Raw genomic sequence first — 11,212 nt, forward strand, 5'->3', positions numbered from 1 at the left:
GGGAAACCGGGGGTCCTGCTTCTTCTTGGCGAAAATACTCCGGGGGTCCGGGGGCGGAGCCCCCGGCCTCTCTCCGCGGATCAGGACGCGGGCGTCGAGCTCACGCCGACCTGCGCCGGACGCAGCAGGCGATCGTGCAGCATGAAGCCGACCGCGGAGACCTGGATGATGTCGCCGGCCTTGGTGTTCGGCACCGGGGCCTCGAACATCGCCTCGTGCTCCTTGGGATCGAAGCGGTCCCCGACCTGCGGCGCGATCTCCACGATGCCGTGCTTGTGGAAGACGCTCATGAGCTCCTTCAGCGTCAGCTCCACCCCCTCGATCAGCGCGGAATGTGAGTCCCCCTCGATCTCCTCGGCCACCGACAGCGCGCGGTGCAGGTTGTCGTGGACGGGCAGCAGATCCCGGGCGAGCCGCGTGCCGCCGTAATTCTCGGCGTCGCGACGCTCCTTGTCGGCGCGCTTGCGGGAATTCTCGGCATCGGCCAGCGCGCGCATGAAGCGCTCGCGGTAATCGTCGCGCTCCGCGCGCAGGGCCTCCATCTCTTCGGCCTCGAGCGCCTCGGGTTCGGGCTCCTCGGTTTCGGCGGCGCGGGATTCGGCTTCGGCGGTCTCGATATCGTCGAGGAAATCGTCGTTCTTCGGATCAGCCATGGTTATCCTTTAGCTCCGGTCGGAGATGAGCTTGCCGACCAGCTGGGCGGTGTAGTCTACGATCGGCACGATGCGCCCGTAATTGAGCCTCTTGGGCCCGATCACTCCCACCGCGCCGATGATTTTACGGTCCGCGTTCATATAAGGAGATACGACCAGAGAGGAACCGGACAACGAGAAAAGTTTGTTCTCCGAGCCGATGAAAATGCGCACGCCGTCGCCCTGCTCGGTCAGTTCGAGGAATTCGGCGATGTCCCGCTTGCGCTCGAGGTCGTCGAAGAGCTCCCGGATGAGGTCGAGCTCCTCGGCCTGACTCTCCTGAGCCAGCAGATTCGCCCGTCCGCGGACGATCAGGCGCTCCGGCACCTGTCCGTCCTTCGCCCAGACCGCGAGGCCGGACTCGACGAGCTGGGCCGCAAGCGAATCGATCTCCTGACGCCGCGCCGAGATCGCGGCGGCCATGTCACGGCGGATCTCGGTCAGGGTCTTGCCCTCGATCAGGGCGTTGAGGAAGTTCGCCGCCTCGCGCATCGACGACGGCGTCTGGCCCGGCGGCGGGGTGAAGACGCGGTTCTCCACATGTCCGTCCGAGAAGACCAGCACGACGAGCGCCCGGTCGGCGCCGAGGCTGACGAACTCGATATGCCGGATCGGCGCCTCGTGCTTGGGCGACAGGACGAGCGACGCGCCCTGCGTCACGCCCGAGAGCGCCGAGCCCACGCGATCGAGAAAGCCCCCGACATCGTCGGTATTGGAGCCGAGCGTCGCATCGAGCGCCGATCGGTCCTCGTCCCCGAGATCGCGCACTTCGAGCAGCCCGTCCACGAAGAGCCGCAGGCCGAGCTGTGTCGGGATGCGTCCGGCGCTCACATGCGGCGAGTTGAGGAGGCCGAGAAATTCGAGGTCCTGCATCACGTTGCGGATCGTCGCCGCCGAGACCTTTTCGGACAGGGTGCGCGTGAGCGTGCGCGAGCCGACCGGCTCCCCGTTTTCGAGATAGCCCTCCACCACGCGGCGGAAGACCTCTCGCGAGCGGTCGTTCATCTGGTCGAGAAGACGGCTGCCGTCTGTCATGTCGTGCCTCATAGCGGGGCAATTCAACAGGTGACCCGCCCCCGCGTCAATCACCCCGGGCCATACCCCGCTCCGGCGCTATCTGGCCTTGCAGGCCCCGGCCCCCCTTGGGTAAGGCGCGGGCGCAATACATCGGTTTTGGAGAGAAGCATGCGGCCGTCGGGACGTGAGTTAAACGAAATGCGCAGCGTTTCAATCGAAACGGACGTGACCAAGCACGCCGAAGGCTCCTGCCTGATCCGGGTCGGAGACACGCATGTGCTCTGCACGGCGACGATCGAAGACCGCGTACCGCCCTTCATCAAGGGATCGGGCCTTGGCTGGGTCACGGCGGAATACGGCATGCTGCCGCGGTCGACCACGAGCCGCATGCGCCGTGAGGCGACCGCGGGCAAGCAGGGCGGCCGCACGGTCGAGATCCAGCGTCTGATCGGACGGTCCCTGCGCGCCGGCGTCGACCGCGTGGCGCTCGGCGAGCGGCAGATCACCGTCGATTGCGATGTCATCCAGGCCGACGGCGGAACCCGCTGCGCCTCGATCACCGGCGGCTGGGTCGCGCTGCGGCTCGCCGTGAAGAAGCTCATGAAGGCCGGAGACGTGACAACGGATCCGCTGGTCTCACCGGTCGCTGCGGTGAGCTGCGGGATGTATGCGGGCCAGCCGATCCTCGACCTCGACTATCCCGAGGACAGCGAGGCGGGTGTCGACGGCAACTTCATCCTGCGCGGCGACGGCCGGCTCATCGAGGTGCAGATGTCGGCCGAGGGCGCGACCTTCTCGCGCGCCGAGATGGACACTCTTGTTGGCCTTGCCGAGAAGGGCGTGGGCGAGCTCGTGGCACTGCAGGAACAGGTGACCGCATGAGCGCCGGGCTCGGCAGCGACACCCTTCTGGTCGCCACCCACAACGCGGGCAAGCTCGAGGAGATCGCGGCGCTGCTCGAGCCCTACGGCATCTCCGTCGTCGGCGCTGCCGACAAAGGCCTGCCTGAGCCCGAGGAAACCGGCACCACCTTCGTCGAGAACGCCCGGATCAAGGCCCATGCGGCCGCAAAGGCGACCGGCCTTCCCGCCCTCGCCGACGATTCCGGGATCGAGATCGATGCGCTGGACGGCGCTCCGGGCGTCTACACCGCCGACTGGGCGGAAACCGGGAGCGGCCGCGACTTCGTGATGGCGATGACGCGGGCCCATGACGCGCTCGTGGCCAAGGACGCGCCGCAGCCCTGGACAGCACGGTTCCGCTGCACGCTGGTTTTGGCGTGGCCGGATGGAACCGATCAGGTCTTTCCCGGTAAGATCGAGGGGCACCTGACCTGGCCGATGCGCGGGGAGCAAGGCCATGGCTACGATCCGATCTTCGTACCCGAAGGTTTCGACATTACGTTCGGCGAGATGGATCGCTGGCAGAAGAATGAGATGAGCCACCGGGCGGATGCTTTCGCCAAGCTCAAGGCGGGGCTCTTTGGCTGAGGACTGGGAGAACGGCGGGTTCGGGCTCTACCTGCATTGGCCGTTCTGCGAGGCCAAGTGCCCGTATTGCGACTTCAACAGCCATGTCGTGCGTGAGATCGACGAGGCGAGATGGGCGCGCGCCTTCGCCTCCGAGATCGACCGCGTCGGTGCACTGACCCCGGGCCGCCGGCTCGACACGGTGTTCTTCGGCGGCGGCACGCCCTCGCTCATGTCGCCCGATCTCGTCAACGGCATCCTCGACCGGGTACGCTCGACCTGGCACCTCGCGGAGGACGCGGAGATCACGCTCGAGGCGAATCCGCGGTCCGTCGAGGCAGGCCGTTTCGAGGCCTTCGCTGAGGCCGGCGTGAACCGCGTTTCGATGGGGCTTCAGGCGCTCAACGACCGCGATCTGCACCGGCTCGGACGGCTGCACTCGGTGGCCGAGGCGCGCAAGGCCTATGATGTCGCAAGGAAGACCTTTCCCCGTGTCAGTTTCGACCTGATCTACGCGCGACAGGACCAGACGCTGGCCGAGTGGGAATCGGAACTCACCGAAGCGCTGTCGATGGCGGTGGATCACCTGTCCCTCTACCAGCTCACCATCGAGCAGGGCACGGCATTCTGGGACCGCGCTCGCCGGGGCGCCCTGCCCGGCCTTCCGGACGAAGATTACTCGGCCGAACTCTACGAGCTCACACAATCGCTGTGCGAGGCCGCAGGGCGCCCTGCCTACGAAGTGTCCAACCACGCCGTCCCGGGCGGAGAATCGCGTCACAACCTCGTATACTGGCGCTACGGCGATTATGCGGGCATCGGCCCCGGAGCCCACGGGCGACTGACCGTCGACGGGACACGCCGCGCGCTGGCGGGATGGCGCAATCCCGGCGCATGGCTCGAGAACGCGAAGGCCGGCACGGCCGACCGGGTCGACGAGCCTCTGGAGGCGACCGACCAGCTTAGCGAATACCTCATGATGGGGATGCGCGTCCTGGATGGCATAGATGTGGTACGCGCACGCGCCATTTCGCCCGATGCGGTTCCTGACGAGCGGATCGCCTCGCTCGAAGATCTGGGGATGGTCACGCGGGACGGACCGCGTCTCAAGGCGACCCCCCGGGGACGGCTGCTGCTCAACGCCGTGGTGACCGAGCTGCTGCCGGGCTGACGCTCAGGCGTCGCCCCCGAGCTTGCTGCAGAGCGTGTCGAGCTGATCGAGCGAATGGTAGCGGATCGTGACCTGTCCGCCCTCCTCGCCGCCACCGACGTGATCGATCACGACCTTCATGCCGAGCGCGGCGGAAAGGTCTCCCTCGAGCGCGCGCGTATCGGCATCCTTCTCCGACCTGCCCGCGGAACTGGACCGGCGCGGCCGAGCCCCTGTATCCTCGCCCCCGATCTTGGCAAGCTTTTCCGTCTCGCGGACGGAGAGCTTCCGGGTCACGACCTGACGGGCCAGCGCCGAAGGATCCTGCGCCGTCACGAGCGCCCGGGCATGCCCGGCGGACAGATCGCCCGAACCAACCAGGGACTGGACGTCTTCGGGAAGATTGAGGAGCCGCAGGAGGTTGGCGATATGGCTGCGGCTCTTGCCCAGGGCCTCGGCGAGCTTTTCCTGCGTATGGCCAAATTTGAACATCAGCTGCTTGTAGCCCGCGGCCTCCTCGATCGCGTTGAGGTCCGCCCGCTGGATGTTCTCGATGATCGCCACCTCGAGCACCTCGAGATCGCTGAACTCGCGCACGAGCACCGGCATCTCGTGAAGCTCAGCCATCTGAGAGGCGCGCCAGCGGCGCTCGCCCGCGACGATCTCGTATGTCCCGGGCTCCGATGCCCGCTCCCGGACGATGATGGGCTGGATCACACCCTTGGCTCTGATCGATTCCGCAAGTTCCGAGAGCTGCTCCGGGGTGAAGCTTCGGCGGGGCTGATCCGGGTTGGGAAAGATCTTCTCGATCGGAACCAGCCGATCGGCGCGCCGCGCCGCCTGCGCTTCGGTCTCCGCCTGCGCTGCGGGTTCGACATCTGCCATGAGGGCCGACAGGCCACGCCCCAGACCGCGGCGGTTCTGCTTTTCTGCCATCTGCTCGTCTTTCGTCTCAGGCCGCGAGGCGGGTGTTTTTCTTGAGGAGTTCCGTGGCGAGCGCCCTGTATGCGGCGGCGCCTTTGGAGTTGGTATCGTAGGCCAGCACTGGCATGGCGTAGGACGGCGCCTCGGACACGCGCACATTTCTCGGGATCACCGTCTCGAAGACGAGATCTCCGAGATTCGACCGGGCATCCGCTTCGACCTGCTGAGAGAGGTTGTTGCGCGCATCGTACATGGTGAGCACGACCCCCTCGATCCTGAGATCCGGATGCGCCGACTGACGAACCTCCCGTACGGTCAGCATCAGCTGCGACAGGCCTTCGAGCGCGAAGAACTCCGATTGCAGCGGCACCAGAACCGAATGCGCGGCGACCATCGCGTTGACGGTCAGAAGATTGAGGGAAGGCGGACAATCGATCAGGATGTAGTCGAAGCCGTATCCCGCCATGTCCGGCTGTCTAAGCGCTTGATTTAAAAGAAAGCTTCGGCGCTCAGCCGAATAGAGCTCGATATCCGCCGAAGAGAGATCCACCGTGGCCGGAACGAGGGAGACATTCCCGACGTCGGTTTTCTGGATCACCTCTTCGAGGCGAATATCCTCGAGAAGCAATTCGTAGGTCGTGAACTGCCGATCATCCGGCTCGATCCCGAGGCCGGTGGAGGCGTTGCCCTGCGGGTCGAGGTCCACGATCAGGATGTTCAGACCCTGTTCGGCCAGAGCCGCCCCGAGATTGATCGTCGTCGTCGTTTTGCCGACGCCCCCCTTCTGGTTGGCGACCGCGATGATCTTGGGACCGACGGAGCTGGTCGGATCAGACATGGACGACATCTCCAATCTGCAGAATGACGGAATGGGGGTGTGTCACACTTGTATGCGCTTCCATCGAAAAAGACCACTGAGCTCGCGCGTCAGCCACCTCTTTTTCCCAGTTTTCGCCCTTCGGAAACAGAGCCGTGCCGCCTTTCTCCATATGGTGGTCGGCGTAACCGAGGAGCCCGGTCAAGTCGGTCAGAGCCCGGGCAGACAGGATATCGGCCTTCTGGGGCGGTAGAGCCTCGATGCGCTTTGCCTCCACCTTAGCCGAGAGGCCAAGCTCCCGGATGGCGGTACGCAGGAAGGTCGCTTTCCTCGTGTCGGCTTCAATCAGAGTGAAACGTGTTTCCGGCGAGGTCTCGGCGGCAATTATCGCGCAGACGAGCCCCGGAAACCCCGCCCCTGACCCGAGATCGACCCAATGATTTCTGGCAGGCGCCAAAGAATGGACCTGTGCAGAATCGGCGATATGCCGCTCTTCAAGTATATCCAGGCTTTTACGGGACACGAGGTTTATGTGAGGGTTCCATCTGCGCACCAGAGCGGCCAGAAGCTCCAGTCGCTCTTCTGTTTCACGTGAAACAGCACGCCCCTGCGACACAGACACCCGACTCATGCGCTGCGGCGACGCTCGTCGTGTCGCAACCGCGAAAGAATCAGCGTCAGCGCAGCCGGCGTCATACCGTCGATGCGCCCGGCCTGCGCAAGGTTCTCCGGCCGCGCAGCGCCGAGTTTGGTCTTCAACTCGTTGGACAGACCCGGAAGCTCCCCGAAATCGAAATCCCGCGGAATAGCCATGGCTTCCTCTCGCTTCAGGATCGCGACATCCTGCTGCTGACGCGCGATGTAGTTTGCGTAGATCGCGTCATTCTTGATCTGCACCCGGATCGGCTCCGGAACGCCTGCCAGCCGATCATCCAAAGGCTCCAACCGGTCGAATTGGACGTTGGGGAATGAGAGAACCTGCATGCCCGAGCGCTTCGAGCCGTCCTGCGCCACTTCTATGTCCAGCGCCCTGAGCTCCTTCGGCGTCAGGCTCATATCGGAAAGGATCCCGCGCGCCGCCTCGATCTGATCCATCTTGCGTTCGAACGCGGCCTTTCTGGCCTCCGACACGCACCCGACCTCGATCCCGAGCGGCGTGAGTCTCTGATCGGCATTATCCGCACGGAGAGACAGACGGAATTCCGCCCGGGACGTGAACATTCGGTACGGCTCGGTCACCCCATGCGTGACGAGATCGTCGATCATGACACCGATATAGCTGTCCGCGCGACTGAACGTGATCGCGTCGTGACCTTTCGCCAGCGCGGCGGCATTCAACCCGGCGACCACCCCCTGCGCGGCCGCCTCTTCGTAGCCCGTCGTGCCATTGATCTGGCCGGCGAGGAAAAGGCCATCGCACTCCTTTACGCCGAGGCGAAGATCGAGGGCCCTGGGATCCACGTAATCGTATTCGATGGCGTAGCCCGGCTGTTCGATCACCGCATTTTCCAGCCCCGCGATCGTGCGAACATAGGCCTCTTGGACGTCCGCAGGCAACGAGGTCGAGATCCCGTTCGGGTACACGAGATGCGTATCCAGTCCCTCCGGTTCGAGAAACACCTGATGCGAGTCCTTGTCCGAGAACCGGACGACCTTGTCCTCGATCGACGGGCAATATCTCGGGCCGACGCCGTCGATATGACCGCCATACATCGCGCTGCGACCCAGGTTTTCAGCGATAGTCGCGTGTGTGCGCGCGTTCGTATGCGTGATTCCGCAGGGAACCTGCCGCGCGTGTACCCCTGTCGACATGAAGGAAAAGAGGGCCGGATCGTCATCGCCCGGCTGAACCTCCAGCTGCGACCAGTCGATGGTTCGTCCGTCCAGCCGCGGCGGCGTCCCGGTTTTCAGCCGTCCGAGCGGCAGGTCGAGGCCGTCGATCCGCTCCGCAAGGCGCGTCGACGCCTTGTCACCCATACGGCCACCCGATCGAGTCTCGTCTCCAATATGGATGACACCCCGCAGAAACGTGCCCGTCGTCAGAACGACAGCGCGTGCATCAATGCGGGTTCCGTCCGCAAGTTCGACCCCGGTCACGCGGCGCCCCGTCATCGACAGGTCGACGACTTCGCCCTCGACTATCTCCAGCAAAGGCAGCGACTTCATTTCCGCAAGCATCTCGCGACGGTAGATCGCCCTGTCCGCCTGAGCGCGGGGACCTTGCACGGCAGGTCCCTTGCGACGGTTTAGAAGGCGAAACTGGATCCCCGCCTTGTCCGCGACCCGGCCCATGACACCATCGAGCGCGTCAATCTCCCGCACGAGATGGCCTTTCCCGAGGCCGCCAATGGCCGGGTTGCAGGACATCACGCCGATCCCCGCCTCGGACATCGTCACCAGCGCGGTCCGCGCGCCGCTCCGAGCGGAGGCATGCGCCGCATCCGCGCCCGCATGCCCGCCGCCGATTACGATTACGTCGAACGACGTCTGTTTCACGTGAAACACCCCGTCACTTTCCCAGGCAGAAACTTGAGAATATTTCGTCAAGGACCGCTTCCACATCAACCCTTCCGATCAGGGAATCAAGTCGACGAATCGCTGTCCGCAGTTCTTCTGAAGCGACATCATACAGATCCGGACCCTGCTCCACCACGCCCCGCGCGGCCGCAAGCGCCTGTCTGCCTGCCTCCATGGCAAGACGGTGTCGCTCCCGCGTCACAAGCCCCGCTCCCGCAGCGCGCCCTTCGAGGACCTTCCGGATATCCGAAATCACCCGGTCGAGCCCGTCTCCGGTCACCGCCGAGATCGCCCCTTCTGCGCCGGTCAGATCGCCCTTCGTGACATAGCGAAGGTCCTCCGGCTGCGGAACGACATCCAGATCGGTCTCACCACCATCACCCAGGAAGATCCGCAGATCGGCTCCCGCTGCGCGCGATCGGGCGCGCTCGACGCCGATCGCCTCGACCTTGTCCTCGGTGCTCCGAAGCCCCGCGGTATCGAGCAAGGTCACGGCCAAGCCCCCGATTTCCATGCGAACCTCGATCACGTCCCGCGTTGTTCCCGCGACGTCCGAGGTGATTGCCGCGTCCCGCCCGGCTAGGGCGTTGAGCAACGTGGACTTGCCGACGTTTGGCGCTCCGACGATCGCAACCTCGAAGCCCGCCCGAACACGCTCGGCGCTTTGGAAGCCCGCCAGTTCCGACGAGAGCTCTGCGGACACCCTCTCGATCAGATCGACGACCTCGCCCGAGACATCGACCGGGACGTCCTCGTCCGCGAAGTCGATCGTCGCCTCAAGCAGCGATGCGGCCCGGATCAGGTCCGTCCGCCATTCTTCGACACGGGATCCAAGCGCCCCGGAGAAGACTTGAAGGGCCTGGCGTCGTTGCGCCTCGGTTTCGGATTCGATCAGATCGGCGAGTGCCTCGACCTGAGCGAGGTCGAGACGGCCATTGTCCATCGCACGCCGGGTGAACTCGCCCGGCTCCGCCGGACGAAGGCCGTCGATGTCAGCGAGCGCGCTCAGAACCGACCTAACTATGGCTGTCGACCCGTGGAGGTGCAGCTCGACGGCTTCCTCGCCGGTAAAGCTGCGTCCTTTCTCAAAGGTGAGAACCAGCGCCTCGTCGAGAAAGCCGCCATTATCATCGGTCAGTCGGCGCAGCCCGGCCACGCGCGGTTCCGGAAGGGAGCCCGCGAGAGCGTGGCCTGCAGTCCATGCTGCAGGGCCGGATACCCGAACCACGGCCACGCCCGCCTTCCCCGGCGCGCTGGCCAGGGCAAAGATCGTGTCCATGGCGCCCCCTGGCTCAGGTGTTCATAGAATCGAAGAAATCCGAGTTCGTCTTGGTCTGCTTCAGCTTCGACAACAGGAACTCGATCGCGTCCGTGGTCCCCATCGGGTTGAGGATGCGGCGCAGGACGAAGGTCTTCTGCAGGTCGATCTTGTCGACGAGAAGTTCTTCCTTCCGGGTCCCGGACTTGAGGATGTCCATCGCCGGGAACACGCGCTTGTCCGCCACCTTGCGGTCGAGAACGATCTCGGAGTTGCCGGTCCCCTTGAACTCTTCGAAGATCACCTCGTCCATCCGGCTGCCGGTGTCGATCAGCGCGGTCGAGATGATGGTGAGCGAGCCGCCCTCCTCGATGTTCCGGGCCGCACCGAAGAAGCGTTTCGGGCGCTGAAGTGCGTTGGCGTCCACACCGCCGGTCAGGACCTTGCCGGACGACGGCACCACTGTGTTGAAGGCACGACCAAGTCTTGTGATCGAGTCGAGAAGTATAACAACATCTCGTTTGTGCTCGACGAGACGCTTGGCCTTTTCGATCACCATCTCGGACACCGCCACGTGGCGCGTGGCCGGTTCGTCGAAGGTCGAGGAGATCACCTCGCCCTTCACCGAGCGCTGCATGTCGGTCACCTCTTCGGGCCGCTCGTCGATCAGCAGCACGATGAGGTAGCATTCCGGGTGGTTCTTCTCGATCGAGGCGGCGATGTTCTGCAGAAGGACGGTCTTGCCCGTCCGCGGCGGCGCCACGATGAGAGAGCGCTGTCCCTTGCCGATCGGCGCGACGAGATCGATGATCCGCGCGGACTTGTCCTTGATCGTCGGATCGTCCTCGATCTCCATCCGCAGGCGCTCGTCGGGATAGAGCGGCGTGAGGTTGTCGAAGGCGATCTTGTGCTTGGCGCGATCGGGGTTCTCGAAGTTGATCTGGCCGACATCGATCAGCGCGAAGTAGCGCTCGGTCTCTTCCGGGGCCTTGATCTGACCTTCGATGGAATCGCCGGTCCGCAGCGAGAACTTCCGGATCATGTCGGGCGAGACGTAGATGTCGTCGGGACCCGGGAGGTAGTTCGCCTCGGGCGAGCGCAGGAACCCGAAACCGTCCTGAAGGACTTCGAGCACGCCGTCGCCGTAGATGTCCCAGCCTTCATCCGCGCGTTCGCGCAGGATCTGGAACATCATCTCGCCTTTCCGCATCGTCGAGGCGTTCTCGATCTCCAGCTCCTCCGCCAGCGCGAGCAGCGATTTGGGGCTCTGCGCCTTGAGGTCCGAAAGGTTGAGCTTTTCGAGGTTCATATAGGTCTCCCACATCCGCGAAGGCGCGGACATGTCCGGTCGTTGCGGCAGAACCCGTC

11 protein-coding genes are annotated in these 11,212 nt (G+C 64.5%); 3 read left to right on the forward strand and 8 right to left on the reverse strand.

What is annotated here, in order from left to right; genetic code table 11:
• Nucleotides 1–80: 80 nt before the first annotated feature.
• Nucleotides 81–653 carry a nucleotide exchange factor GrpE gene (locus OCH239_RS04935; RefSeq protein ID WP_037259451.1) on the reverse strand — a complete coding sequence of 191 codons (573 nt, stop codon included), beginning with the start codon at nt 651–653 and terminating at the stop codon, nt 81–83.
• 9 nt (nt 654–662) lie between these two features.
• Complete coding sequence (hrcA, locus tag OCH239_RS04940) at nt 663–1,727, reverse strand: heat-inducible transcriptional repressor HrcA (RefSeq protein WP_037259453.1); 1,065 nt, start codon at nt 1,725–1,727, stop codon at nt 663–665.
• Between the two features lie 150 nt (nt 1,728–1,877).
• Here hrcA and rph point away from each other — a divergent pair, with 150 nt between their 5' ends.
• From rph to hemW, 3 genes are read left to right on the forward strand one after another with little or no spacing between them, the layout of a single operon-like run.
• Complete coding sequence (rph, locus tag OCH239_RS04945) at nt 1,878–2,591, forward strand: ribonuclease PH (RefSeq protein WP_037259455.1); 714 nt, start codon at nt 1,878–1,880, stop codon at nt 2,589–2,591.
• Nucleotides 2,588–3,199: an RdgB/HAM1 family non-canonical purine NTP pyrophosphatase gene (gene rdgB, locus OCH239_RS04950; protein WP_037259457.1), complete on the forward strand. Its 612-nt coding sequence runs from the start codon at nt 2,588–2,590 to the stop codon at nt 3,197–3,199. The genes rph and rdgB overlap by 4 nt, the downstream gene beginning before the upstream one ends.
• Nucleotides 3,162–4,349: a radical SAM family heme chaperone HemW gene (gene hemW, locus OCH239_RS04955; protein ID WP_051489272.1), complete on the forward strand. Its 1,188-nt coding sequence runs from the start codon at nt 3,162–3,164 to the stop codon at nt 4,347–4,349. Before rdgB ends, hemW begins: the two co-directional genes overlap by 38 nt.
• 3 nt (nt 4,350–4,352) lie before the next feature.
• Here the strand turns inward: hemW and OCH239_RS04960 are convergent, their stop codons facing one another.
• Genes OCH239_RS04960 through rho form a run of 6 tightly spaced genes read right to left on the reverse strand, consistent with a single transcriptional unit; the run spans nt 4,353 to nt 11,153 of the window.
• Nucleotides 4,353–5,264: a ParB/RepB/Spo0J family partition protein gene (locus OCH239_RS04960; protein WP_037259462.1), complete on the reverse strand. Its 912-nt coding sequence runs from the start codon at nt 5,262–5,264 to the stop codon at nt 4,353–4,355.
• Nucleotides 5,265–5,280: 16 nt separating this feature from the next.
• Nucleotides 5,281–6,090, reverse strand: a complete 810-nt coding sequence (locus OCH239_RS04965; protein WP_037259464.1) for a ParA family protein — start codon at nt 6,088–6,090, stop codon at nt 5,281–5,283.
• On the reverse strand, nt 6,083–6,685 hold the full coding sequence (gene rsmG, locus OCH239_RS04970; RefSeq protein WP_425280279.1) for a 16S rRNA (guanine(527)-N(7))-methyltransferase RsmG: 603 nt from the start codon (nt 6,683–6,685) through the stop codon (nt 6,083–6,085). The genes OCH239_RS04965 and rsmG overlap by 8 nt, the downstream gene beginning before the upstream one ends.
• An 11-nt stretch (nt 6,686–6,696) precedes the next feature.
• Complete coding sequence (gene mnmG / locus OCH239_RS04975) at nt 6,697–8,565, reverse strand: tRNA uridine-5-carboxymethylaminomethyl(34) synthesis enzyme MnmG (protein ID WP_037259594.1); 1,869 nt, start codon at nt 8,563–8,565, stop codon at nt 6,697–6,699.
• A 13-nt stretch (nt 8,566–8,578) separates the two neighbouring features.
• On the reverse strand, nt 8,579–9,865 hold the full coding sequence (mnmE, locus tag OCH239_RS04980; protein ID WP_037259468.1) for a tRNA uridine-5-carboxymethylaminomethyl(34) synthesis GTPase MnmE: 1,287 nt from the start codon (nt 9,863–9,865) through the stop codon (nt 8,579–8,581).
• Between the two features lie 13 nt (nt 9,866–9,878).
• On the reverse strand, nt 9,879–11,153 hold the full coding sequence (gene rho, locus OCH239_RS04985) for a transcription termination factor Rho (protein WP_037259470.1): 1,275 nt from the start codon (nt 11,151–11,153) through the stop codon (nt 9,879–9,881).
• Nucleotides 11,154–11,212: the final 59 nt, after the last annotated feature.

Source organism: Roseivivax halodurans JCM 10272, assembly GCF_000521785.1.
Lineage (GTDB): Bacteria > Pseudomonadota > Alphaproteobacteria > Rhodobacterales > Rhodobacteraceae > Roseivivax > Roseivivax halodurans.

Coding starts and splice junctions, on each gene's coding strand:
- OCH239_RS04935 (WP_037259451.1), bottom strand. CDS start 653: ATGGCTGATCCGAAGAACGACGATTTCCTCGACGATATCGAGACCGCC.
- hrcA (WP_037259453.1), bottom strand. CDS start 1,727: ATGACAGACGGCAGCCGTCTTCTCGACCAGATGAACGACCGCTCGCGA.
- rph (WP_037259455.1), top strand. CDS start 1,878: ATGCGGCCGTCGGGACGTGAGTTAAACGAAATGCGCAGCGTTTCAATC.
- rdgB (WP_037259457.1), top strand. CDS start 2,588: ATGAGCGCCGGGCTCGGCAGCGACACCCTTCTGGTCGCCACCCACAAC.
- hemW (WP_051489272.1), top strand. CDS start 3,162: ATGCTTTCGCCAAGCTCAAGGCGGGGCTCTTTGGCTGAGGACTGGGAG.
- OCH239_RS04960 (WP_037259462.1), bottom strand. CDS start 5,264: ATGGCAGAAAAGCAGAACCGCCGCGGTCTGGGGCGTGGCCTGTCGGCC.
- OCH239_RS04965 (WP_037259464.1), bottom strand. CDS start 6,090: ATGTCTGATCCGACCAGCTCCGTCGGTCCCAAGATCATCGCGGTCGCC.
- mnmE (WP_037259468.1), bottom strand. CDS start 9,865: ATGGACACGATCTTTGCCCTGGCCAGCGCGCCGGGGAAGGCGGGCGTG.
- rho (WP_037259470.1), bottom strand. CDS start 11,153: ATGAACCTCGAAAAGCTCAACCTTTCGGACCTCAAGGCGCAGAGCCCC.